Consider the following 24,970-nt stretch of genomic DNA (forward strand, 5'->3'; position numbering starts at 1 on the left):
TAGTGAGTTGACCACTGCGGAGTGGTAGTTCAGTTGGTTAGAATACCGGCCTGTCACGCCGGGGGTCGCGGGTTCGAGTCCCGTCCACTCCGCCACTTATTCAGAGTTTCAGCTCTTTAAAACTGAGATAGGGGTGTAGCTCCAATTGGCAGAGCAGCGGATTCCAAATCCGCGTGTTGGGAGTTCGAATCTCTCCACCCCTGCCATATTTAAGGCTCTAGTCGAAAGACTAGAGCCTTTTTTACTTTCTCTCTTACAGATACTTGCGTTCTATGTGAGCCACTTAAAGCTCCTCTCTATACCCTCTTGAATCAATAATAAGCTCAGCTCATAGTCATTGTTAGATACTTATTTGAGACTGATATGACGTTATCTGAATTGTTACGCCCATCAATTACAGTAAGTTTGCTTATGGTGAGCTTACCAAGCTTATCTAATGAGTGGAGTCAGGTTAAAGAACCGACTACCGGCTCGACTTATTCTGTTGGTAGTTATTCTAATGGCTGTCTTTCAGGTGCGCAGATAATGCCTCCTATAGGGGATGGTTATCAGGTTCTGAGGCCTCAGCGTAAACGATATTTTGGACATTCCTCCACCATCGACTACCTTGATTCATTAATTCAAAGGACTCAGTCGCTCGGTATTAAACAAATACTTATCGCTGATATTGGTATGGCGCGAGGTGGACTATTTACTTCAGGTCATCGCAGTCATCAAACCGGGCTGGATATCGATATATGGTATAGGTTGCCAGAAGCTTCACTTCCCCAATCATTTATAGATAAACCGAAGGCAATAAGTCTCGTCGATATCGAAAACTATAAGATTGATGACAAAAACTGGCACTTACAACATTTTTCTTTAATTAAGGCTGCAGCAAGTGATGATCAAGTATCAAGAATTTTTGTTCACCCAGTGATCAAAGAAAAGCTTTGTGCAACGGAAAGAGAAAGTACTGAGTGGTTAAGGAAAGTAAGACCATGGTTCGGCCATAATTCCCATATGCATGTCAGGTTGAAGTGCCCAGAAAAAGATAGCTTATGTATAGACCAAGCACTACCGCCAAAAGGGGATGGGTGTGGGGAAGAGGTCGCTAGTTGGAGGCCTAAACCTAATGAGCCTAAAGCTAAGTTACCGCCTAGAAAAAAGGATATAAAAAAGCCTGAACAATGTCAGGCTATTTTGGATTACTAACAGCTAGTAACTACGTCATACCTTGAATGATAACAAACTTCTCTAGAAGCTCTTCTTCTGTTTCTACATTCTTAGGGTCAGTAATAATACACTTGGTAATAGGGCAAACAGATTGGCACGTTGGCTTATCATAGTGCCCTTTACATTCAGTACATAGCGCAGGGTCAATCTCGTAGATTTCTTCCCCCATAGTAATTGCACCATTAGGACACTCTGGGTCACACATGTCGCAGTTAATACAGCTATCTTGAATAAGCAACGCCATTATTACTTACCTGATGCGTTACGTGTATCTTGGCCTTCGCTCAAGTTACGCATTAGTAGTCCGAATTCTAGGTCTAGATCTGCTGGTACTGGAATAAACACAAAGTGACCATTACCTTTTGCATCTTCTACTGCTTCAGACTTACGGTTTTCCATTACTTCCAGCTTGAAGACAACATTACCTTTTGGCGTCATCATTTCTAAGCTGTCGCCAACTAAGAATTTGTTTTTAACTTCAACTTCCGCTAGGTCACCACGGCGCTTGCCTGTGAACTCACCAACGAATTGCTGAGTGTCAGAAATTGAATATCCGTACTCGTAATTTTGGTATGAGTCGTGAGTGTGACGGCGTAGGAAGCCTTCAGTGTAACCACGGTGAGCCAAGCTTTCTAAAGTACCCATTAGACTTTCATCGAATGGTTTGCCTGCTACAGCATCATCAATCGCCTTACGGTAAACCTGAGCGGTACGAGCACAATAGTAGAATGACTTAGTACGACCTTCGATTTTAAGAGAGTGAACACCCATCTTCGTTAAGCGGTCTACGTGTTGGATCGCACGTAGATCTTTAGAGTTCATGATGTAAGTACCATGCTCATCTTCAAAAGCTGCCATCTTCTCTTCAGGTTTATGAGCCTCAGACAGTAAAACAACTTCATCTGTTGGTTTTCCTAGGCCTAGTGTGTTGTCTGGACGTTCGTCTTGAACAACTACATCTTGAATAGCTACGCCTGTAGGGTTTGCTTCAACGATTTGACCATTTTCGTCTTCTTTCGCTGCTTCAGTTTTGTATTCCCAACGACAAGCGTTAGTGCACGTACCTTGGTTTGGATCGCGTTTGTTCATGTAACCAGAAAGTAGGCAGCGACCAGAGTAAGCCATGCATAATGCACCGTGAACAAAGATCTCTAGCTCTGTTTCTGGGCAGTGTTCACGGATCTCTTCGATTTCTTCAAGTGAAAGTTCACGAGACAAAATGACACGCTCAACACCTTGAGTTGACCAGAATTTCACGGTCGCCCAGTTTACGGCATTAGCTTGAACTGAAAGGTGGATAGGCATTTCAGGGAATGATTCACGAACCATCATGATAAGACCAGGATCTGACATGATTAGAGCGTCAGGGCCCATCTCTACGACAGGTTTAAGGTCGCGAATAAATGTCTTTAATTTAGAGTTGTGTGGCTGAATGTTACATACAACGTAAAGCTTTTTACCTTGAGCATGTGCTTCGTTGATACCAATCTGCAGATTTTCGTGGTTGAACTCGTTGTTGCGCACACGAAGGCTATAACGCGGCTGGCCTGCATATACTGCATCTGCGCCATAGGCAAATGCGTAACGCATGTTTTTAAGGCTTCCTGCCGGTGATAATAGTTCTGGTACAAATGGTTTTTGTGTAGTCATTGCTTCTTTCTCTAATCTGATCTCAAGTCAGGGTGATATCACCAAGTGATATCAAAGGGGCGCAAATTTTACGCTAAATCCCTTCAATACGAAAGGATAAACTAAAAAGCCAGTAACAATGTCACTGGCTTTTTAGTTTATTGGGAAGTGGCTATTTATGCCTCAGGGTGAGGAAGTCCACCTAGAGCTTCAAAAATATTCGGTAAGAATACGCTGAACTCACCACATAGAAGAGAGAAGTCAGCATCAAAGCGAGCTGCTTGATCTTCACGTGGGATATCATCATTTTCGTCTTTTAATTCATCTGAAAATTTAAGGCGTTTGATACTGCTATCGTCGCCTAGTATGAACTCAATACGATCTTGCCAATTGATTGCTRGTTTAGTCACGACTTTGTTAGCTTCAATGTGGTTTTTAATTTCGTCAGCTTCTAGTTCTTGTTTTTTAACACGAACAATACCGCCGTCTTCTTGAATCGATTTTAACTCCGCTTCATCAAGCATTGTAATACCTTGAGGGGTATCACCGGACTGAACCCATTCAGTCAGAGTTGTTTCAATAGCTTGCTCTGGAATCGCTGGTACAACAGGTAAGCTACCCATTGTTTTACGTAATAGAGCAAGAACATCTTCCGCTTTTTTATAGCTACTCGCGTCAACTACGATGAAACCTTCTTTCGGCATGATGAGTGCGTAAGTGAAGTTACTACGGCTAAATGCACGTGGTAGCAAATCGATGATGATGTCTTCTTTTAAGCTGTCTTTTTCTTTCTTTTTCAGCGGAGTTCCAGATTCTGCTTCTAGAGTATCCACTTTTGCATTCAATGACTCTTTTATCACAGATGCTGGCAGCATTTTTTCTTCTTTTTTAGCACAAATAAGAATGCGGTTTTCTGATACGTGCGTCATCATATCGCCATGTCTACCCATAGCATGAACCCAGCCAAACTTCTGTTTGTCTTGGCTGCCACACGGAGTAAAACGGAATTCTTCAAGTTGTTTTTCTAGCTGATCGGCGTTGAATTCGATTTCACGATTGAAACGATAAACTAGGCAATTTTTAAACCACATATTATTTCTCTGACCTTTTTGTAAGACGCTCATAATAGGAGATTTCACAACGTTTGTCTTAGATGATATCTAAAAATTAAAAGTGAACGCTGTGAGGCAGTTATATGAAAATTTGTTTGCAAAGGTCACAAAAGTGTCATAATTAAAACTGATAATGCAATGCGTTGATTAATTACAAAGGTTTTCAATTATGTCGAGAAGGATTCTGGTTGTTGAAGATGAAGCACCCATTCGCGAAATGTTGTGTTTTGTTCTTGAACAAAAAGGTTATCAAACGGTAGAAGCCGAAGATTATGATACGGCGGTAACCAATTTATGTGAACCTTTCCCAGATCTAGTGCTGCTAGATTGGATGCTTCCTGGCGGTAGCGGTATTAACTTCATCAAGCATATGAAGCGTGAAGAGTTAACGCGCAACATCCCTGTTGTGATGCTAACGGCTCGTGGTGAAGAAGAAGATAAAGTTCGCGGGCTTGAAGTCGGCGCGGATGACTACATTACTAAACCGTTTTCACCAAAAGAATTAGTTGCTCGCTTAAAAGCAGTTATTCGCCGAGTAACCCCAACGGCATTAGAAGACGTTATTGATGTACAAGGTTTGAAACTTGACCCTGTTTCTCACCGCGTAACCGCAAGTGAAGGTCCTGTCGATATGGGACCAACAGAATTTAAAATGCTGCATTTCTTTATGACCCACCAAGAGCGTGTTTACAGCCGAGAGCAGTTGCTAAACAACGTTTGGGGAACAAATGTATATGTAGAAGATCGCACCGTTGACGTTCATATAAGACGTTTACGTAAAGCACTAGAAGCGGCTGGACATGACAAGCTGATTCAAACTGTGCGCGGTGCTGGTTACCGTTTCTCGACAAAAGCTTAATAGAGAAATTGTGTAGCCGACAACGGAGTTACTAATGGTTGAAAGGTTAACCTGGAAAAAGCTAGCTTGGGAGCTGGCTTTTTTTTACGCCCCCTGGGTATTTGTAGGATGGATTTTCGGTTATATGCCGTGGTTACTGTTAGTGGCCACGGCTTTGCAGCTTGGATGGCATTTACATAATCAGTTGCGTTTGTCAGCCTGGATATGGGATGAAAAGCGTTTAACCCCTCCGTCAGGTACGGGGAATTGGGAATCGCTGTTTAATGGTATTTATCGTATACAGCAGCGCCAACGGAAAAAACGCAAAGAGCTGACTAACCTCATTCGACGATTTCGAAATGGTGCGGAATCTTTACCTGATGCGGTCGTAGTATTCCGCGGTGAAGGCAATATTGTGTGGTGCAATAAACTTGCTCAGCACTTATTGGGCTTCCGTTGGCCTGACGATTCTGGTCAACCTATCTCAAACCTAATTAGAACTCCGGATTTTATTAAGTATCTTAATCGCCAAGATTTTTCTGAACCACTAGAAATGCCGTCACCATTGAATGTAGAGCGCATGCTTGAATTACGTATCGTACCTTATACCGAAGGTGAGCATTTGATGGTGGTGCGTGATGTAACTCAGTTGAAGCAGCTTGAGGGAATGCGCCGTAATTTCTTTGCTAATGTATCGCATGAACTTCGAACGCCGATGACAGTACTTCAAGGTTACCTTGAAATGACTGAAGATCCTGAGATGGTGGTTGGTCCTATGTGGCCAAAAGCGCATGGGGTGATGACTGAGCAGTTGAATCGAATGAATAGCTTGGTTAATCAGTTATTGACGCTATCGAAAATTGAAGCTGCACCAATGCATGAACTAGATGAAGTTGTGAATGTCCCTGCGATGCTTGAAGTCTTAGAGAAAGAAGCTGCAAGTTTAAGTGGCGATCTTGGTCATCAGCTTAATTTTAATATTGATAGTAGTCTGCGAGTCTTAGCTGATGAAGATCAGTTACGAAGTGCTATCTCTAATTTGGTTTACAACGCTGTGAAGTACACACCAGCTGGCGCTAAAGTTAACGTTCGTTGGTATCAAACCAACCAAGGCGCTTGTTTAGAAGTGTCTGACACCGGTGATGGGATAGAGCCTCAACACTTACATCGTTTAACTGAAAGATTCTATCGTGTAGATAAAGCCCGCTCCCGAGACACAGGGGGCAGTGGGCTTGGGTTAGCTATCGTTAAGCATGCCTTGACCCACCATGATTCACATTTAGAGATTCACAGTGAAGTGGGAGTCGGAAGTACGTTCTCATTTACCTTACCTAATCGGTTAACTGTATGATCAGTAGAGTGCGAACTGTGATTGCTACTTTGTGCCTTTTGGCTTTGCCTATTAAGGCTGAAGTTCTGGAACCTTATAAGAAGATTCCAGGGGTTTCTGGCAACTTGCTGTCGGTGGGGTCTGATACCTTAGCTGGCATGACGACTCTTTGGATGGAAGAATTTAAGACTTACTATCCTAATGTGAACGCGCAAGTTCAGGCGTCAGGTTCTGCGACTGCACCTCCGGCATTAACAGAAAGAACAGCCCAATTAGGCCCTATGAGCCGACCAATGCGTTTACGCGAAATTGAAGCTTTTGAGCGCGAGCACGGTTACAAACCTACAGCTCTGCGTGTTGCCATTGATGCAATTGGTGTTTTTGTTCATAAAGATAATCCTTTGCAAGGTCTGAATTTTAGGCAAATTGATGCCATTTTTTCAGAAACACTACGTTGTGGCGCCAATGAAAAAATTACGTCTTGGTCTGGATTAGGTTTAGGTCAACCGTGGACGAATCGTCAGTTTCAGTTGTTTGGTCGTAACTCAGTCTCTGGCACTTATGGCTACTTTAAGCAGAACGCATTATGTGGCGGTGACTTTAAGAATCGTGTTAACGAACAGCCAGGCTCCGCTTCAACGGTTCAGTCTGTCGCTTCCTCGTTAAATGGTATTGGCTATTCGGGAATAGGTTATCGAGTCGCCGGTGTCAAATTAGTTCCCATTACTAAAAGCGGTCAAAAATACGTGCATGCCACTCGAGCAAATATTTTAAGTGGTGAATATCCATTATCACGTTTCTTGTTTGTTTACGTTAATAAGCATCCGAATAAGCCTTTATCCCCTGTCGAGAGTGAGTTCCTGACTTTTATATTTTCTCAGGAAGGGCAAGAATTAGTTGAAAAAGACGGCTACCTGTCGATCCCTAAATCCTTTGCCAAACAGGAATTAGCGAAAGTAGGGTTATAGCTGAGATAGACGCTATAACCCACATCGCTGTTTTCATATCACCACTGAGCGTTTAAGTTGCTCTAGTGGTATCTAAACTTAGCTGCCATTCAGCGTTACGCCAGAGTTCTTGTTCATGGCTCAGATCTGCTGATAATAATTTGTTTTCGGTTAACCATTCACTCTGATCACTTTTAAGGCTCCAATGATCCTTATCGATTATCTCTATATCGATGCGCGGGAGTGGTAAGTCATTACGCTGCCCATTGAGTAAAATAGAAATGCGTAGAATGCGAATTAGGCTAAGAATATGCTGTTGTTTAAAAAGCGATAATTCAGGCATGTCGTGAAGTTTCAGTGCTTTTCTCTGAAAGCGAGTTAGGACTGAAAGTACCAACTTTTGCTCACTGTTGAAGCCTGGCATATTCGTGTGTCGAAGAAGGTAGGCTGAATGTTTATGAAAGCCTTGAAATGAAATGCTCAGTCCCACTTCGTGCAATAAAGAAGCCCAACTCAGTAGGTCAAATAGCTCGTTATGTTTGCTTATACCAAGTTGTTTATGGGTTTGCTTTAACAGTAGTGTTGCTTGTTCGCGAACCTTTTCCGCATGCTCTAAATCGACAAGGTGTTTGTTGGCCAGGTTTTCTGCAGTGCGCATTCTGATATCACTGCGTTTAAAGCGTTCTTCCATTTCATAGAGGAGCCCTTCTCGTAGGGCGCTATCTGAGTAATGAAGCTTATCTATTTCTAAATCACTGACAATAGCACTAAGGATCGCTACTCCAGCAATAAAAACGGGTCTACGTTCATCCGTTAACCCAGACAGCTTAATGTTATCGGTCGAAGAATATTCACATAATTTGTCAGCCAATTGATCTAAGCGTTTTAGTGAAATAACACCATCGCTGTGACCCATTCCTAATAGTACTTCTCTTATTGCCTTTATCGTGCCTGATGAGCCTAAAGCAAGATCCCATCCTGTTCTTCGATATTTGGAAGACAGTGGTTCTAGTCTTTGCTTGGCGGCAATCACTGCTCTAATGAAGTGATGTTTAGAAATTATGCCATTCGGGAAATACTTTTCGCTAAAACTGACGCAGCCCATTTGTTTGCTGTTGACCAAGCTAGCTTTAAAGCCGTGGCCGATAATAAGCTCGGTACTGCCACCACCGATATCAATTACTAGCTTAGAGTGCGACTCGGGTTGAGTATGCGCTACACCTAAATAAATCAATCGAGCTTCTTCTTCTCCTGGGATTATCTCAATTGGAAAGGGGAGAACTTCTTTCGCGCGTTGAATGAAAATATGAGCATTATTTGCTTGGCGAAGTGTGTGAGTTGCCGCTATTCGAACGTTATCAAGTTCAAACCCCACCAGTCTTTCTGCGAACATGGCCAAGCACTCTAGCCCACGCTCCATCGCGCTGGTACTTAGGTTTTTTTGATTATCTAAGCCAAGCGCAAGCCTCACTCGTTGTTTGTGTCGACTAACTAGCTGAAGTTCTTGCCCCGCCACCTTAGCGACGACCATGTGAAAGCTATTAGAGCCTAAGTCGATGGCTGCTACATGCCGAGCGTTACTATGGTCACTCTTCACTGGTAGTTTCATGGTTTATGGTTTTCTCCAGGCTTTTACGTGTTTGTTTCTCGACTTGTTTTAGATACTCATATATTTCAATTTGAGAGCGGCGTTTCTTTTTATTTCCTCTTGGAACATAGGTGTTGCTCATTTCCTTGTCTATCCAACGCGCTTTTACAGTATCAGTAAAGTGGAACTCGGTAATGTCTATCACACGCTGCTTTAATCGTTGATCAAGAATAGGTGTCGCGACCTCGATTCGGTGGTCTAGGTTACGCGTCATCCAGTCTGCAGATGATAAATAAACCAAAGGATCACCATCATTATGTAGGATCATGACTCTAGGGTGCTCTAAGAAACGGTCAATAATGCTAATGATCTTTATATTATCGCTAATCCCCTCAATTCCCGGGACTAACGAACACATGCCGCGCACAACCATTCGTATCTTAACGCCGACACTACTGGCTTGATAAAGTTTACTGATCAGTTTCTTATCAACGAGGTTATTAATTTTTAGTGTGATTTTGGCTTTCTTACCAGCTTTGGCGTTGGATATTTCATTGTCGATTAAGAGGTTTATTTTTTTTCGAGAGTTACGGGGGGAGACAATGAGCGAATCGAAGCTGACAGAGCGGTAAGGGTTTTCAATATAGCCAAAGACATCTTTCACTTCATGGGCAATTTTATGGTTAGCTGTTAATAGAGAAAAATCAGTGTAGATACGGGCATTCTTCTCATGAAAATTACCAGTCCCAATATGAGCATAGTAAGTCACTTGATCTTGCTCTTTACGACTAATTAACAGTAGCTTAGAGTGGATTTTTAGACCTGGAACGCCAAAGACTACGTGTACTCCTGCTTCTGTCAGTAGTTTTGCCCACTCAATGTTGGCCTCTTCATCGAAACGCGCTTGTAGCTCCACGACGACAGTCACTTTTTTTCCGCTGTGTACGGCATCAATGATTGAGTTCATTAACTTAGAGTTTTTGGCGACTCGATAGATATTAATTTTGATGCTTAATACCTTTGGGTCGAATGAAGCTTGTCGCACGAGCTCCGTAATATGGTTAAAAGTGTGGTACGGGTAATGAAGTAAAATATCTTGAGCTTTAATTGCATCAAAGTGATTACTGTAATTATCAAAATCAGCGCATGTCATTGGTGCTAATGGTTTGTTTTCTAAGTACTCTCGGCCCATGTTTGGAAAAGCTATAAAGTCTTTAAAGTTGTGGTAACGCCCGCCTGGAATGAGGCTGTCGTAGTTAGAAATACCTAATTTATCACTCAAGAAGTTGAGCATTGCTGGTGGCATGTCTCGCTCATAGACAAAGCGAACAGGCAGGGCTGTTAACCGTTGACCTAACCCTTCAGACATCTGCTCAAGTAAACTGTGTTCTACCTCATAGCTAAGGTCGTATTCGGCATCACGGGTCATCTTCATCGCGTAGCAGTTCAGCGAGTCATATTCAAAAAAGCCAAGGAACAGTTCATCTAAGCAATAACGAATAATGTTATCGAGTAGGATGATTGTTTTACGCTGTTTGCTTTTGTGCTCGGGTAAGGTCACAAAACGAGGTAAGTGGTCGGTAGGGATTTCTAATAGGGCATATTCAGACTTTTCTAACTGCTTTAGTTCGACAGCTAGGTATGCGTATTCATCCTTAAGAAATTGTAGAACGTCGATTTCATCGGTAATGAGCAGTGGTGTGATATGCGGTAGTACTTTTTTTTTGAAGTACTTTTTAACCCACTTTTGCTGAGCTTCATCGAGTTGTGTTTCGTTAACTAAGAATATTCGACGGCGAGCCATTTCTAATATCAGTTCGTTGTAAAGCTCGTCGAAACGTTGGTTAAGCCTTAACACTTTGGTTTGCATTTTCGTCAGCAAATGCTTTGAATTGTCGTCCCCACCGTGTTTTTGATTGATCAAAATGCGACGTTTCACGTCAGAAAATCGAACTTTGTAAAACTCATCAAGGTTATTAGAAAAGATCCCCAGGAAGCGAATGCGCTCGATCAGAGGAACGGTTTTATCTGCTGATTCCTGCAAAACTCTCTCGTTGAAAGATAGCCAGCTAAGTTCCTTTTCGATATAGAGCTTTTCAGCGTTCATGGTTGATCCTTAGATTTCTGAAGAGTTAGATGTGTCTCAACGTGGAAAAGGAGTGCAGGGTATGCTTGATATGTTTCGATATTATTTCAAGTAAGCCATAATGTAAAAGTTACATTACTTTCAGTTGTTTAATATGGCCTGTAATATAAATGTCATCTAAATGACATACTATGAAAATAGCTCAAAAAAGGTAGATAAAACACATGGCCGAAGCCAAATTTTCATTAAAGGAACGAGACAAAAAGAGGTGGTTTAAAGATCGTCTAGTTCGTTTCGCAGTGACTTGTGGTGGTGTTAGTGTTCTAGCTGCTTTGGTATTGATCTTCGTGTATCTAGCGATGGTCATACTTCCCGTCTTTTCTGATACTGGCCTTGAAACTGACCAGCGTGTACAACCTGTTTCGGTTGAACAACCCATCGCATTATCTATTGATGAGTATGGCACCAATGCGTTACTTGTCGACTCATCAGGTTCTGTTGATTTTTGGGCATTAGAAAATAAACGTACGACGCCTTATTTTTCGACTTCAATTCTAGAAGGGGCGATAGCTTTTGCCAAAGCGCCACCCGCCGAAAATTGGTTTGGTTTTGCTAATACTCTAGGTGAAGTTCAACTCTTCCAACCTGAATTTAATGGGCCCTTGTCTATTCAGGGTCAGCAATCTTTACCCAAAATTCAGTTCATTCAATCTTCAGCGACCCCGATCCCTTTTGCTAATGGCAAGGGAGTGATAGAACAGTTTTCGTTTGCCGTTGACGGTCGTGAACTTACCATCGTTGCTCAGCTCAATGATGGGACGATTTTGGTTAAGTGGTATACCGCTGCATTGAATGGAAATTACCAAGAGGTCGCATCACAATATTTATCCTCTGAGTTTCGTCAGCAAAGCCAAATATTATTAACACCAGATGGCAGTTCTTTGTATCTACGTGAACATTCAGAACTTTCAGTTCTTAAATTAGAACAAGAGCGCTTCGTTGTCCGTGAGGTTTTAGACCTAAGTTTGGGTGATGTTAACCACGCAGTGAAAAGTATTGACCTATTGTCGGGCGCTTACTCATTACTTGTCAGCCATATTGATGGCCGAATCTCTCAATGGTTTGACGTACTTCGTGATAAGAAACGTAGCCTCACCCATATTCGTGATTTTCAACTTGCTTCTGAAGTTCAGTTCATACTGCCGGATACGTATCGTAAAGGTTTTTACAGTTTTTACGAAAATGGCACTTTGCAAAGCCATTACACAACCAGTGAAAAGCTTTCAATGTTTGAACGCGCTTTTGATCAGTCGCCGACACTTGCGGCAATGTCTGCTAATGAACTACACCTTGCAACGCTGATTGATGGCGTGATTAGCATTGCGAAAGTCGACAATGAGTATCCTGAAATTTCATTTTCGTCATTGTGGCAAAAAGTTTGGTATGAAAGTTACCCTGAGCCTCAGTATGTTTGGCAGTCCACGTCGGCAAACGATGATTTTGAAAGTAAATTTAGTTTAGTACCTATTACCTTCGGCACATTAAAAGCGGCCTTCTTTGCGATGTTGTTTGCTGTGCCAATTGCGGTACTCGGCGCAGTGTATACGGCTTATTTTATGTCACCCAAAATGCGCCGTGTAGTTAAGCCTTCTATTGAGTTAATGGAAGCATTACCAACGGTTATCATTGGCTTTTTAGCTGGGTTATGGTTTGCCCCGATTGTTGAAACGCATCTTACTGCTGTCGTTTCTCTTTTATTTTTATTACCTATAAGCACTGTGCTGGTGGGTTTAATTTGGCACTGCTTACCAAAGGGAATAGTTGGACGATTTCAAAGTGGTTGGCATCCACTAATTCTGGTACCTGTTTTGCTTTTTACCATATTATTGGTATTCAAATTTGGTAGCAGTATTGAAGCGGCTTTGTTTGGCGGAGACCTAAAGTTCTTATTGGCGGAGTACGGTGTTGATTTTGATCAGCGCAATGCTTTAGTGGTTGGTTTCGCTATGGGGTTTGCCGTAATACCAACGATTTTTACTATTGCAGAAGACGCTATTTTCTCAGTACCTAAGCATTTATCTGATGGCTCATTAGCGYTAGGTGCAACACCTTGGCAGACCTTAATTTATGTGGTTTTGTTGACCGCGAGTCCCGGAATATTTTCAGCTATTATGATGGGTTTAGGGCGAGCGGTTGGTGAGACGATGATCGTGTTAATGGCTACGGGTAATACTCCAATTATGGACTGGAATATCCTAGAGGGAATGCGCACGCTTTCTGCAACCATTGCTGTTGAGTTACCGGAATCCGAAGTAGGCAGTTCTCACTTCAGGCTATTGTTTTTAGCTGCGTTGTTACTATTCGTATTTACGTTCGCTGTTAACTCCATTGCTGAGTGGGTAAGACAAAGATTGAGAGATAAATATCGTGCTTTGTAATTTGTATCTTGATAGTCGCTCTATCCTAGTAATCAACCAGAAGCGAGTTGAATCATGATGAAGTGGTTCAAGTCGGGCGCCCCCTGGGTGTGGATGACTGGTGGGGCAGTTAGTATTAGTATGCTTTCTGTATTGGGGCTGATGCTTTTAATCGGGTGGAAAGGGCTCACTTATTTTTGGCCTGCGCCTTTATATCAATGGCAAGTAAACGAAGCTGCTAATTTGACGGATGTTCCTTTTGCTGAGCAAAGTGGGGCTGATCAAACAAAGTTAAACCAAGTGATTATTGGTCAGTTGTATGAGCGTAAATATATTCCTGTTGAGCAAGTCGGTGATGCGCAAAAACTATTACCGCAAGAGACACTAGACAATGGGTTGGTTAAACGCCTAAGTATCAAAATTGCTAACCGCGAGCTTTATCAAGCTGATTTTATTTCTATCCTAGAAGTGAACCTTAAAGACGTTACGACACCAGAAGAATGGGCAGTAATAGAGAGAAGTCGTGGTGGTTATTTCTTTGGTAAACCTGTTGGCTTTCGAACAGTTGAAGGTGTTCGAACTAAAAACATCGAGCATGAACTCATTAGAGGTCTCGCGTTTGCGGAGATTTTAAGAGATGAAACCAAAAGGGTCGTTGATAAGAATATTCGCGGAATTAGTTGGGAACTGGAACAGCTCCGTTTAGATAAACGTAAATTGCAGCTCAATAATGAACTGACAGATGACTATTTAGCTGAATACGAAGCTCGCAAAGCTGAATTGAATATAGAGCTTGATGAAGCTGAGCAATTACTGGACAAACTCAGAAAACAGCTGAATGTTGAATCATTATTGATCGAAGATATGACCGGCACTGTAGTTGAAATTCCCTTAAGCCATATTTTGGATTTTTGGTTCCCAAATCAAATGAGCTACGCGGAAAAAGTGGTGCATTGGGGGAAACAAGTATGGAAATTTTTGTCGGAAAATCCTCGTGAATCTAATTCTGAAGGTGGCGTGTTTCCTGCCATATTCGGCACCGTTTTGTTAGTGATATTGATGTCGATTGTCGTAATGCCTTTAGGYGTTATTGCTGCTATTTATCTACATGAATATGCAAAGAATAACGCTTTCACACGTTTAATCAGAATTGCAGTCATCAATTTGGCCGGTGTTCCTTCGATTGTTTATGGTGTCTTTGGCTTAGGCTTTTTTGTTTATACCATCGGCGGTTCAATCGATTCATTGTTTTACGCAGAAAGGCTACCAGCTCCGACTTTTGGTACACCAGGGCTACTGTGGTCATCACTTACGCTAGCTGTATTGACGTTACCTGTCGTGATTGTCACGACTGAAGAAGGTTTAACGCGAATTCCTAGCTCAGTCCGCCATGGTTCGTTGGCTCTGGGCGCGACTCAATTTGAAACTCTGTGGCGCATCGTTTTACCTATGGCTAGCCCTGCCATTATTACTGGGCTTATTTTGGCGATAGCTCGTGCTGCGGGAGAGGTTGCCCCATTAATGCTGGTTGGCGTGGTAAAACTGGCATCAAGTTTACCAGTGGATGGGCAGTTCCCTTATGTTCACTTAGATAGGAAATTCATGCATTTAGGTTTCCATATCTATGATGTAGGTTTCCAAACGACTAATATTGAAGCTGCTAGACCTTTGGTATATGCGACTTCATTTTTGTTAGTAACGGTTATTGTTGGGTTAAACTTAACTGCAATTAATATTCGGAATAACCTCCGAGAGAAATATCGAACTTTAGGACAAGACTAAGCATGTTTTCTATTAGTGAAACTTTAGGCTATCAAGCACCACTCGATGTTAATAATCTGAGTGATGAAGAAACTGCGATCTCTATTGAAGGGCTTAATCTATTCTATCGTGACGCGCAGGCTCTTGATGATATTTCGATGCGAATTCCTAAAGGGCAAGTGACAGCATTTATTGGCCCATCTGGTTGTGGTAAATCGACGCTTTTACGCTGTATTAACCGTATGAATGACTTGGTGGAAGGCTGTAAGGTCTCCGGTAAAGTACGCTTACATGGTAAGAATGTTTACCATCCTAAAGTTGATGTAGCTACTTTAAGAAGACGAGTAGGGATGGTGTTCCAAAGACCGAACCCGTTCCCTAAATCCATTTATGAAAATGTGGTGTATGGTCTTAGGTTGCAAGGTGTAAGTAATAGCCGTCAATTAGATGATGCAGTTGAGCGCTCATTGAGAGCCGCAGCTTTATGGGATGAAGTAAAAGACCGTTTACATGAAAATGCATTTGGCTTATCTGGCGGTCAGCAGCAGCGCTTAGTGATTGCACGCGCTGTCGCAATTGAACCGGAAGTGCTACTTTTGGACGAACCTACTTCAGCATTAGATCCAATTTCTACTCTTACGATTGAAGAATTGATTAACGAATTAAAAACTCAATATACAGTCGTCATTGTTACACATAATATGCAACAAGCAGCTCGGGTGAGTGACCACACTGCATTTATCCATATGGGAAAATTGATCGAGTATTCAGATACGGATTCAATTTTTACATCACCATTAAAAAAACAAACTGAAGACTACATTACAGGTCGATATGGTTAATAGAATCTAGTATTACTGTAGTGTTAAGTTCATATTCAGCTTAGCTTCCTCATCCAGCCTCTAATTTTCATTAAGGAACAAACATGCAATTTGGTCGTCATATTTCGGGACAGTTTAATGTTGAGCTAGAGTCTATCCGTACGCATGTTTTAACCATGGGAGGGTTAGTTGAACAACAGCTCTCTTTTGCGATGCAAGCGCTACATAAAGCGGATGAAGAATTGGCTCGTAAAGTTGTTCGTGACGATCATAAAGTTAATGCGATGGAAGTATCTATTGACGAAGCATGCACCAGAATCATCGCTAAACGCCAACCAACCGCAAAAGACTTGCGTTTAATTATGGCGATCATAAAGACGATTACAGATCTGGAAAGAATTGGTGACGTCGCGAGTAAGATCGCCCGTGTTGCTATCGAATCTCCCTCAGCTAAAGATCAGCAATTTCATGTTTCTCTTGAACCTTTATGCCGTCAAGCAATCACTATGCTTCATCAAGTCTTGGATGCTTTTGCTCGAATGGACGTAGATGCCGCTGCTGAAGTTCATAAACTTGATGATAAATTAGATGCTGAATATGAGGCAGTTATTCGTCAGTTAATGACGTATATGATGGAAGACCCAAAAAACATCCCTAATATTTTGCAGGTAATGTGGTCTGCTCGTGCGATTGAGCGAGTTGGTGACCGATGCCAAAATATTTGTGAGTACATCATTTACTTTGTGAAAGGGAAAGATGTACRTCACCTAGGTGATCAAAGCCTAGATGACGCATTAAAGTAGCGATAGTTCTTAACTGTACGATTCGGGGCTAAAAGCTAAATACAGCACCTAAATTTAAGTTAATTGTAGAATCGTAAAACGAGTAGGTTTTGTGATGATCAAAGAAATTCATGTCAAAACCCGCTCTTAGACCAATGTTTTGCGTTGCTTGGTAAACATAGGCGCCTCCTAGACTAAGCCCYTTAGCGCTTCTATGCTCTAATTCCCCAGAGCGAATACGTTCTCCATCATAATCCGCCATCCCGATCTCGGCTTGAAAACCATGCTTCTTTTCTTGGCCAAACATATTTTGAACGCCTAAGCGGTAGGTATCGATAGATTCGTCGTAGCTGTTACTGTCGTACCAAGTATTAGAGTAGCTTAGATAGATAGCGCCGAGTTCCGCAACTTCGGTTACCCCGACTTGAGCACCAAAGCCATGATATGCGCCTATTTTTAGCTCAGGAGAGAAGTGAAGGCCWCTTGCATTAGCCAGTGTAGGTAAAGATGCAAAAGCTGCTATGAGAAGTGTTGTTTTAAATTTCATTTGTAATACCACCAGGTAATCGTGGCCTGCCATGGCATTATGTACATCCCTATTCGTTTTGTTTAGCGACAATTTTATATGTTGGTTTAGGTTACGGCTAAGTCCAATGGGTTATAGCGCTGATAACTAATTCTTATAGTACTGTCGTTCAATTGTTTTTTAGGGGTTCCCCACCATCCTTAGCAGGGAGAGAGTGTTCTATTTGAAGTTGTATTGAAGACCTACACCGCCAGCAACGTCAGAAGATGAGTACTTACCAGATGTTTCATAGTGGAAAGTACCAGAGACACTAAGCTTCTCATTAATTCCGTATGCACCACCTAGTGCTAATGCTTCTTTAGAACCTGCAAAACCGACACCGGCACCGATAGCAAATTCACCGTTAGTGACAAATGGGCGAGCGTTAGTTACGGCATGTAAACTCGCACGAATACCATCCATTTGCTCTGCGTGGTCATTAAACTTGGCATTATATTCAACAGCCATCGCTTCGAAGCTGCTTTGAAGCTCTGCTTGACTCATTTCTAGAGCTGATGAACGCTCAGCTTCTGTTGGACCAGAGATGTCTGGCGTATCGCCATAATCAGGTGCTGGGCGATCAGGGCTGTTATCTACAGGCGGTTGAGTTGGCGTCTGTTCAATCGGCTGAGATGGTTTAGGAGTCTCAATTGGATTGCTTGGTACTTGCTCAATTGGTTGAGATGGAGCAGGCAATACTGGCTGTACAGGCAACTGAGGTTGAGTTGGTGTCTGTTCGATTGGCTGCCAAGGTTTAGGAGTCTCAATCGGGTTACTTGGCACTTGCTCAATTGGTTGAGAAGGTGCAGGTAATATAGGTTGAACTGGAAGTTGAGGCTGAGTTGGTATTTGTACAATTGGGTTAGTTGGTTGTTCATTCCAAATTGGATTACTAACTTCGCCTTGAGCTAAAGCTGGAACAGAAAATACAGCGGCTAAAGATACTGCAATAATTGATTTTTTCATTGAATACACTCTCAATAATTTGAATATTGAGCATCCTTACTTTGGTTTGGTATTGACTCCGTGTCGATGGAGTGAATATTAAACAGTGTATTATTTTTAGGCTAAGTAGTGTTTTTTATATCTGTGATAAGTTGTGCTTATCAGCTTGTTCTGTCAGAGCTTCTTGAATCTCAGAAAATAGCCAAGTGATCATCGGGTTATTACGATTCTTTACATGGAAGTGAGCATGAATGGGGGTTTTATACAATTCACCTTCTATTAAAACGTCTACGGCTCTTAAGCCTGAATAGTTTTCAACAGGGAAGATGTTGGAATGAGGCATATACATATCAGTGTGAAGTACCACATCGATAATGGCCATGATCAGCTCAGAACGAAAACCTACCTTATGCTCAATTGAGTAGCGATCTAATATTTGGGAGGCATAGCTAAAGTTGTCATTCCAACCTGGAGAGATCATTGAGGCTATCTCAAAGCCCGCCATATCTAACGGTTCTATGACCGATTTTTTGATTGGGTGTCCTTCTCTTACAAAGATTCGCCCTGTTACGTCAATGAGTTTTTTGGCATAAACTTCTTTTGTCGAGTTTGGTATGACATAGCTGACACCTAAATCGACAGTACCTTTCTGTATGTCTTCTTGAGTTGATGGCTTCCAGCTAAGCAACTCTAGTTGAGCGTTAGGGGCTTGCGCTTTTATTCGCTTGTACAGTGAACCGGAAAGGCAGGTTAGTACGACTGGAGACAATGCTAATCTGATCTTATGGTCGATATCACTAGGCTTAAATTGATTCGATTTATTGAGAGCGGATTCTAAGCCATGAAAGTATGGCGTTATTGTATTGGCAAGCTCAGTGCAAAATGAAGTGGGCTGAAGGCCACCGTGTACCTTCACAAACAGTTCGTCATCAAAATGGTGACGAAGCTTTTGTAAAGCTTGGCTGATTGCAGGTTGTGATACAAATAACCGCTCCGCAGTCTTTCTGGTGTTTTTTTCTTGGTAAACAACCAGAAAGGTACGTAAAAGGTTCAAATCGAGAGAGCTGAATAAGTCTTTGGCCATATCTATCCATGAAAGGTCTGCTGTAAGTCTAAACTTAATATACGTCAGTGGCTTAGATTAGTCAGTGTTCTTTCGTTAGGTTATCGCCAGAGTAATGTATTCTAAGCGGATAAAGCGGATAAAGCGGATAAAGCGGCTTTAATCGCTGATATCTTGTTGATGTCCGTGACTGGAATTTGATAATCATCGACATTGTCACTCCCCATTTTTGCACTTGAACTTTGGTTCATTACGCTAGGTCTTGTGGATTTTCCTGACAGGTGAAGAGCCGGAACTTTCGTTGCATTCTTGATTGCTATAGCGTTTTCAGCACTAACACCGGCGCCAGCCATAATATCGATTCTCCCCTTTGCCTGAGTGACCATATTAGCCAATACATCAATACCTAGAGCTGCATTGGAGGCAAGACCTGAGGTTAGAACTCGTTCACATCCGAGTTCAATGACTTGTTCCAATGCCAGTTGGTAATCAGAGCATTGGTCAATCGCTCTATGGAAAGTAATGCCTAACTTCAGTGCATGTGCTTTTTCAGATAGTTGCTGCATCTTAGGAATATCGATACCCCCATCAGCGGTTAAAACCCCTAATACGACACCATGTAGCCCAGCCGAAGAGCTCGCTTCAATATCATTAAGCATACAGTGCATATCATCGTTATCGAAAATGAAGTCCCCTTGCCTTGGTCTTATCATGGCATATACAGGTACTGTAGAAATACTGGCAGCTTGTTTCATCATTCCAAAGCTTGGGGTTAACCCACCTAAAGCGAGCGAGGAGCAAAGCTCAATACGATCGGCCCCTCCTAAAATAGCATTGTGTAGGGATTCAAGGTTATCAATACAAACTTCAATTTCTATAGTCATGGCTAGGAAAAACTCTATGGGGTTTCCAAGATAATACCAATGAGAGGTGGTGGCGGGGTAGAGGTTAGGGAAAGGAAATAGGGGTAAAGTTTACTACTGGAGTTACCTCTATTTTCATAAGGTTTGAGAAGATAAAGAAAAAGCCCGAAGCGTTAACTTCGGGCTTTTATAAGACTTTACTTCTTAACTGATTGGCGCTGCACTTTGTGCTATTGCTTTATGTTTCTTGTGCCTATGGCTACTAAGAGAACTTCCAACCATTCACCCGAGTTGAGCGCGGGCTTAAGAATGTAATTACTTGCTTAGGTCGTCAGCGTGCTCAGATAGGAATGCTGCAACACCTTTTGGAGATGCGTCCATACCTGATTTACCTTCTTCCCATTGTGCAGGACAAACTTCACCGTTCTTCTCGTGGAAGTTTAGTGCGTCTACCATGCGTAGCATTTCGTCGATGTTACGACCTAGTGGAAGATCGTTAACTACTTGGTGACGTACAAGACCGTCAGCATCGATTAGGAAAGAACCACGGAAAGCAACACCAGCTTCTGGGTGCTCAACGTCGTATGCTTTACAGATTTCGTGCTTAACGTCAGCAATTAGAGGGTACTTAACTTGACCGATACCGCCATCTTCGATGGCAGTGTTACGCCATGCGTTGTGAGAGAATTGTGAATCGATAGAAACACCGATTACTTCAACGCCTTTAGCTTGGAAATCTTCTAGACGGTTGTCAAAAGCGATTAGCTCTGAAGGACAAACGAATGTGAAGTCTAGTGGGTAGAAGAAAACTACCGCTTTCTTACCTTTAGTGAATTCTGCGAAGTTGAAGTTATCAACGATTTCACCGTTACCTAGAACAGCTGCTGCAGTAAAATCAGGGGCTTGACGACCTACTAGTACCATTTTGGAATCTCCTAAAAAATTGTTGTCCAAACATCTTTGTTTGGGCTTTCGTTTCTACGCGACAAACTATAGTACAAAAGTTACTATAGAAAAAAGCGAATTAAATAGATTAAGTTAATCGAAAAAAGCGATAAGACTAATCTGTAATCAATTCAACCTATCTCATTCATATGACAGAGTAATTGCATGAATAAGTGGCCAAGTCTAAAACAACTTCACTATCTCGTAACTCTACATGAAACCCGGCACTTTAGTGATGCGGCAGATCGATGTTTCGTTAGCCAATCGACTTTAAGTAAAGGGATTCAAAACTTAGAAGAGTTAATCGGCTGCCCTTTATATGAGAAGAAAGATAAGAAGAGCCCACTTGTGTTTACTCAAGCAGGCGAGCTGGTGGTACAAAATGGCAGAGAGCTGTTAGCAAAAGGGCAAGATCTCGTTGAACTAGGTAAAATTTGCCAAGGTGAGACGATGCAGGGGCAGCTTAAGGTCGGATGCATTCCAACCATCGCCCCTTTTCTGTTATGTGATTTAGTACAAGAAGCCAATCAACGCTTCCCTCAACTTAACCTTTTACTAAGAGAAGATACGACCACGAATTTGTTAGCCGCTTTAAGACATGGTGAATTAGATGTATTGATCCTGGCGTTGCCTGTCGATATCGCCAATATGGAAAGTAAAGTGGTAGGGCAAGACCCATTTCGTATGGTGATTAGCCGAAACCAAGTGGATGGGATACGTGTACCTATTAAATATGATGACTTACCCGATGAGTCGGTGTTCTTGTTGGAAAATGAACATTGTTTAACTGAGCATGCGGTTTCAGCCTGTAAGTTGACTGAACGTGAGAAAATTAATCCATTTACAGCAACAAGCTTACATACCCTTGTTCAAATGGTAGCGAACGGTTTAGGCACGACATTTATTCCCCAAATGGCGATAGATCATGGCTTGCTTGAAAATCAAAATTTAGTCGTTATCGATCCGCCCGGCCAACAAGCTTATAGAGATATAGGTCTAGTGTGGCGTCCGAGTTCTTCTCGAAGAGAAACTTTTAATAAATTAGCTGAAGTTGTCTCTGAGCTGCTTTAGATAATGGTCTTATGTAAAAAGCTCACTATTTCAGGTGAGCTTTTTAGCATTTAATTCTGCTGGTGTTATTTAACTTGTAAAATTTTACAAGTAAATTTTGATGAAGCTTTCATAAAATCGAATAACTTCACAAACCTCATTTTACACATCAATTTTCACATCTTGTTTAAAAGCCCCCTTTATTCCAGGGGTAAGTTCCTGTTTTTTAAGAAACTCATATCATAGCCTTTGTTTCGAACGAGTGTTTGAAACGTAATGAAGCTTAAAATTTACATGTAATTTAATTACGTAATTACATGTAAATTTTAAGTGTTTTTCAATGGTTTAGTTACAACCGAATAAAACTTTGAATTTAACTATTTGTTAACTTTAGAACTTTTACTCTATGGGTTCTTGTTGTAACTTAAATGCATGCCAGTTAAGACTTATGTCTAGTTAGTAAAGGGTTGTAATCAAATTCTAGCTAGGCGAGTTTAATAGGTGTAGACAGACGATAACGGCAAAGAGTGCAAAATATTGTGGAATCTCTTTGTAGTTTAAAACTTACAAATGTCGGAAAGGAAAGGGATTATGCTTGCTCAATCATCGGAACCAACAATCAAAAACACGACTAATGAAAATACAGCGTCTAACAAAAAAGGCATGCTTGAGGTAACTGGTACCCTTTCACCAGAACATCAAGCTATTTTCCCTAAAGAAGCCCAAACCTTTTTATCTCTGTTATGTGAAAAGTTCGCGCCAAGAGTAGACGAGCTATTGATAGCGAGAGAAGTAAAACAAGCAACGATAGACGCTGGAGTAATGCCAGACTTCTTAGAAGATACGTTAGATATCCGAGAGGGCAGTTGGAAAATTCAAGGGATCCCTCATGATCTGCAAGATCGCCGAGTGGAGATTACCGGGCCGACCGATCGCAAGATGGTGATTAATGCTTTGAATGCCAATGTGAAAGTGTTCATGGCAGATTTCGAAGATTCAATGTCACCAGCGTGGGATAAAGTACTAGATGGTCAAGTGAACCTTCGTGATGCCAATGAAGGCACTATTGATTACACCAACCCAGCGAATGGCAAGCATTACCAACTAACACAAAACCCTGCTGTATTGATTTGCCGCGTTCGAGGGCTGCATTTAAAAGAGAAGCACGTCACTTTTAATGGAGACATTATCCCAGGTGCTTTGTTCGATTTTGCTTTGTATTTCTACAACAACTATCGCACGCTCTTAAAGAAAGGCAGTGGTCCATATTTCTACATTCCTAAATTGCAAAGTCACCATGAAGCTAAATGGTGGAGTGAAGTATTTCATGCTACTGAAGATTACTTTGGTCTAGATACCGGGACCATTAAAGCTACCGTTCTTATTGAAACTCTGCCTGCTGTATTTGAAATGGATGAGATTCTATTTTCACTTAAAGAACATATCGTTGGTTTGAACTGTGGTCGATGGGATTACATCTTTAGTTATATTAAGACGCTACGAAAGCATCCAGATCGAGTGTTACCAGATCGTCAAGTAGTCACCATGGATAAACCATTCTTAAATGCTTACTCAAGACTATTGGTTAGAACGTGTCACCGCCGTGGAGCTTTTGCTATGGGAGGTATGGCCGCCTTTATCCCTGCAAAAGATGCACAAGCGAATCAACAAGTGCTCGATAAAGTACATAACGATAAAACATTAGAAGCAAACAACGGGCATGACGGTACCTGGGTAGCACACCCTGGTTTAGCCGACACCGCGATTGCTGTATTTGATGAAACGTTAGGTAGTCGTACTAACCAACTCGATGTTAGGCGTAAAGAGGATGCGCCGATCACGGCGCAAGAGTTACTCAGCCCTTGTGATGGGGCAATTACCGAGCAAGGTATGCGTCATAACATTCGTGTCGCTCTGCAGTATATCGAAGCGTGGATTTCTGGAAATGGCTGCGTACCTATTTATGGGTTGATGGAAGATGCCGCGACCGCAGAAATATCACGAGCTTCTATTTGGCAGTGGATTCAACACGGTAAGAAGCTGGATAACGGTCAAGTAGTGACTAAGTCTCTATTCGAAAACTATCTTGCAGAAGAATTATTAGTCGTTGAACAAGAAGTAGGGGAGCAGCGTTTTAACCATGGACGTTTTGATGAAGCATCAAAACTAATGTCTGACCTGACAACTAGCGATGAACTTGTGAACTTTTTAACCGTACCGGGTTATGACTTCTTAGCCTAAATAGATGCAAAGAGAAAAATTATTCCTTGAGCTTCCATAGCTTAAGGAAGCAATACAAAGAAATACCGATAACAAATAATTACATCCAATAACGTGAACATCCGCTTTCGAAGTCAGATTCAGTTGTACTGATCAAGGAAAGGAACCCAAGCGCAAGAAGCGCTCAGAATGAGAGGGATAGACCATGACATTAACTCGCCGCCAACAAATTGAAGCTCTGGAAAAAGATTGGGCAACAAACCCACGCTGGGCAAACGTAAAACGTACTTACACTGCAGAAGAAGTGGTAGAACTACGTGGTTCAGTAGTTCCAGCAAATACTTTGGCTCAACGTGGTGCAGACAAGCTTTGGGAACTAGTCAATGGTTCATCTAAAAAAGGTTATGTTAACTGCCTAGGCGCACTGACTGGTGGTCAGGCTGTTCAACAAGCGAAAGCTGGTATTGAAGCGATTTACCTTTCTGGTTGGCAAGTGGCAGCAGATAACAATACTGCTTCTACTATGTATCCAGACCAATCGCTATATCCAGTAGATTCAGTACCTTCTGTTGTTAAGCGTATTAACAACTCATTCCGACGTGCTGACCAAATTCAATGGGCAGCTGGTAAAACAGCGCAAGATGACGGCGGCATAGACTACTTCCTACCTATTGTAGCGGATGCGGAAGCTGGCTTTGGTGGTGTTTTGAATGCTTACGAACTGATGAAGAACATGATTGAATCAGGTGCGGCAGGTGTTCACTTTGAAGACCAATTGGCTTCAGTTAAAAAA

General features: G+C 41.9%; 21 protein-coding genes and 2 tRNA genes. 13 read left to right on the forward strand and 10 right to left on the reverse strand.

Annotated elements, in window-relative coordinates; translation table 11 throughout:
* Positions 1-18: 18 nt before the first annotated feature.
* From L4C33_RS07935 to mepA, 3 genes are all read left to right on the forward strand, one after another.
* Positions 19-95 (forward strand) — tRNA-Asp (locus tag L4C33_RS07935).
* Between the two features lie 34 nt (positions 96-129).
* Positions 130-206 (forward strand) — tRNA-Trp (locus L4C33_RS07940).
* A gap of 157 nt (positions 207-363) precedes the next feature.
* On the forward strand, positions 364-1,194 hold the full coding sequence (gene mepA / locus L4C33_RS07945) for a penicillin-insensitive murein endopeptidase (RefSeq protein ID WP_428811897.1): 831 nt from the start codon (positions 364-366) through the stop codon (positions 1,192-1,194).
* 10 nt (positions 1,195-1,204) lie between these two features.
* Here mepA and L4C33_RS07950 read toward each other — a convergent pair whose 3' ends face one another.
* The 3 genes from L4C33_RS07950 to rdgC form a co-directional block, all read right to left on the reverse strand.
* A complete protein-coding gene (locus tag L4C33_RS07950) occupies positions 1,205-1,459 on the reverse strand; it encodes a YfhL family 4Fe-4S dicluster ferredoxin (RefSeq protein WP_428811898.1) in 255 nt (84 codons plus the stop codon).
* A 2-nt stretch (positions 1,460-1,461) separates the two neighbouring features.
* Positions 1,462-2,865 (reverse strand): prephenate-dependent tRNA uridine(34) hydroxylase TrhP, encoded by a 1,404-nt coding sequence (gene trhP / locus L4C33_RS07955; RefSeq protein ID WP_428811899.1) that lies wholly within the window; start codon positions 2,863-2,865, stop codon positions 1,462-1,464.
* A gap of 155 nt (positions 2,866-3,020) precedes the next feature.
* Complete coding sequence (gene rdgC, locus L4C33_RS07960; protein WP_428811900.1) at positions 3,021-3,935, reverse strand: recombination-associated protein RdgC; 915 nt, start codon at positions 3,933-3,935, stop codon at positions 3,021-3,023.
* A gap of 190 nt (positions 3,936-4,125) precedes the next feature.
* Between rdgC and phoB the strand changes: the two genes are divergently transcribed.
* Genes phoB through L4C33_RS07975 form a run of 3 tightly spaced genes read left to right on the forward strand, consistent with a single transcriptional unit; the run spans position 4,126 to position 7,092 of the window.
* The gene (gene phoB / locus L4C33_RS07965; RefSeq protein ID WP_428811901.1) at positions 4,126-4,815 is read left to right on the forward strand and encodes a phosphate regulon transcriptional regulator PhoB; all 690 of its coding nucleotides are present in this window, start codon (positions 4,126-4,128) and stop codon (positions 4,813-4,815) included.
* Positions 4,816-4,849: 34 nt separating this feature from the next.
* Positions 4,850-6,145, forward strand: a complete 1,296-nt coding sequence (phoR, locus tag L4C33_RS07970) for a phosphate regulon sensor histidine kinase PhoR (protein WP_428811902.1) — start codon at positions 4,850-4,852, stop codon at positions 6,143-6,145.
* Complete coding sequence (locus tag L4C33_RS07975; RefSeq protein WP_428811903.1) at positions 6,142-7,092, forward strand: PstS family phosphate ABC transporter substrate-binding protein; 951 nt, start codon at positions 6,142-6,144, stop codon at positions 7,090-7,092. Before phoR ends, L4C33_RS07975 begins: the two co-directional genes overlap by 4 nt.
* Before the next feature lie 52 nt (positions 7,093-7,144).
* Here the strand turns inward: L4C33_RS07975 and ppx are convergent, their stop codons facing one another.
* On the reverse strand, positions 7,145-8,680 hold the full coding sequence (ppx, locus tag L4C33_RS07980; protein WP_428811904.1) for an exopolyphosphatase: 1,536 nt from the start codon (positions 8,678-8,680) through the stop codon (positions 7,145-7,147).
* Positions 8,658-10,766, reverse strand: coding sequence for a polyphosphate kinase 1 (gene ppk1, locus L4C33_RS07985; RefSeq protein ID WP_428811905.1), 2,109 nt, complete (start codon positions 10,764-10,766; stop codon positions 8,658-8,660). Before ppk1 ends, ppx begins: the two co-directional genes overlap by 23 nt.
* 203 nt (positions 10,767-10,969) lie before the next feature.
* On the opposite strand from ppk1, the gene L4C33_RS07990 reads away from it, so the two are divergent.
* The 4 genes from L4C33_RS07990 to phoU all read left to right on the forward strand — a co-directional run bounded on the left by L4C33_RS07990 (position 10,970) and on the right by phoU (position 16,547).
* Positions 10,970-13,183 carry an ABC transporter permease subunit gene (locus L4C33_RS07990; RefSeq protein ID WP_428811906.1) on the forward strand — a complete coding sequence of 738 codons (2,214 nt, stop codon included), beginning with the start codon at positions 10,970-10,972 and terminating at the stop codon, positions 13,181-13,183.
* Between the two features lie 54 nt (positions 13,184-13,237).
* Positions 13,238-14,944, forward strand: a complete 1,707-nt coding sequence (pstA, locus tag L4C33_RS07995) for a phosphate ABC transporter permease PstA (RefSeq protein WP_489686431.1) — start codon at positions 13,238-13,240, stop codon at positions 14,942-14,944.
* A 2-nt stretch (positions 14,945-14,946) separates the two neighbouring features.
* Positions 14,947-15,765 (forward strand): phosphate ABC transporter ATP-binding protein PstB, encoded by an 819-nt coding sequence (gene pstB / locus L4C33_RS08000; protein ID WP_428811907.1) that lies wholly within the window; start codon positions 14,947-14,949, stop codon positions 15,763-15,765.
* A gap of 83 nt (positions 15,766-15,848) precedes the next feature.
* Complete coding sequence (gene phoU, locus L4C33_RS08005; protein WP_428811908.1) at positions 15,849-16,547, forward strand: phosphate signaling complex protein PhoU; 699 nt, start codon at positions 15,849-15,851, stop codon at positions 16,545-16,547.
* Between the two features lie 28 nt (positions 16,548-16,575).
* Here phoU and L4C33_RS08010 read toward each other — a convergent pair whose 3' ends face one another.
* The 5 genes from L4C33_RS08010 to L4C33_RS08030 all read right to left on the reverse strand — a co-directional run bounded on the left by L4C33_RS08010 (position 16,576) and on the right by L4C33_RS08030 (position 20,886).
* Complete coding sequence (locus L4C33_RS08010) at positions 16,576-17,073, reverse strand: hypothetical protein (RefSeq protein ID WP_428811909.1); 498 nt, start codon at positions 17,071-17,073, stop codon at positions 16,576-16,578.
* A gap of 198 nt (positions 17,074-17,271) precedes the next feature.
* Positions 17,272-18,057, reverse strand: coding sequence for a YadA C-terminal domain-containing protein (locus L4C33_RS08015; protein ID WP_428811910.1), 786 nt, complete (start codon positions 18,055-18,057; stop codon positions 17,272-17,274).
* 115 nt (positions 18,058-18,172) lie between these two features.
* A complete protein-coding gene (locus L4C33_RS08020; RefSeq protein WP_428811911.1) occupies positions 18,173-19,120 on the reverse strand; it encodes a LysR family transcriptional regulator in 948 nt (315 codons plus the stop codon).
* Between the two features lie 101 nt (positions 19,121-19,221).
* Positions 19,222-19,983, reverse strand: a complete 762-nt coding sequence (locus L4C33_RS08025; protein ID WP_428811912.1) for a copper homeostasis protein CutC — start codon at positions 19,981-19,983, stop codon at positions 19,222-19,224.
* 294 nt (positions 19,984-20,277) lie between these two features.
* Complete coding sequence (locus L4C33_RS08030) at positions 20,278-20,886, reverse strand: peroxiredoxin C (RefSeq protein WP_428811913.1); 609 nt, start codon at positions 20,884-20,886, stop codon at positions 20,278-20,280.
* A 186-nt stretch (positions 20,887-21,072) separates the two neighbouring features.
* Between L4C33_RS08030 and L4C33_RS08035 the strand changes: the two genes are divergently transcribed.
* From L4C33_RS08035 to L4C33_RS08045, 3 genes are all read left to right on the forward strand, one after another.
* The gene (locus L4C33_RS08035) at positions 21,073-21,978 is read left to right on the forward strand and encodes a hydrogen peroxide-inducible genes activator (protein WP_428811914.1); all 906 of its coding nucleotides are present in this window, start codon (positions 21,073-21,075) and stop codon (positions 21,976-21,978) included.
* Positions 21,979-22,620: 642 nt separating this feature from the next.
* Positions 22,621-24,198, forward strand: coding sequence for a malate synthase A (gene aceB, locus L4C33_RS08040; protein ID WP_428811916.1), 1,578 nt, complete (start codon positions 22,621-22,623; stop codon positions 24,196-24,198).
* A 184-nt stretch (positions 24,199-24,382) separates the two neighbouring features.
* The coding region (locus L4C33_RS08045) for an isocitrate lyase/phosphoenolpyruvate mutase family protein (RefSeq protein WP_428811915.1) at positions 24,383-24,970 on the forward strand (588 nt) is incomplete at its 3' end.

The organism is Vibrio makurazakiensis, from assembly GCF_050337375.1.
Taxonomy (GTDB): Bacteria; Pseudomonadota; Gammaproteobacteria; order Enterobacterales; family Vibrionaceae; genus Vibrio; species Vibrio makurazakiensis.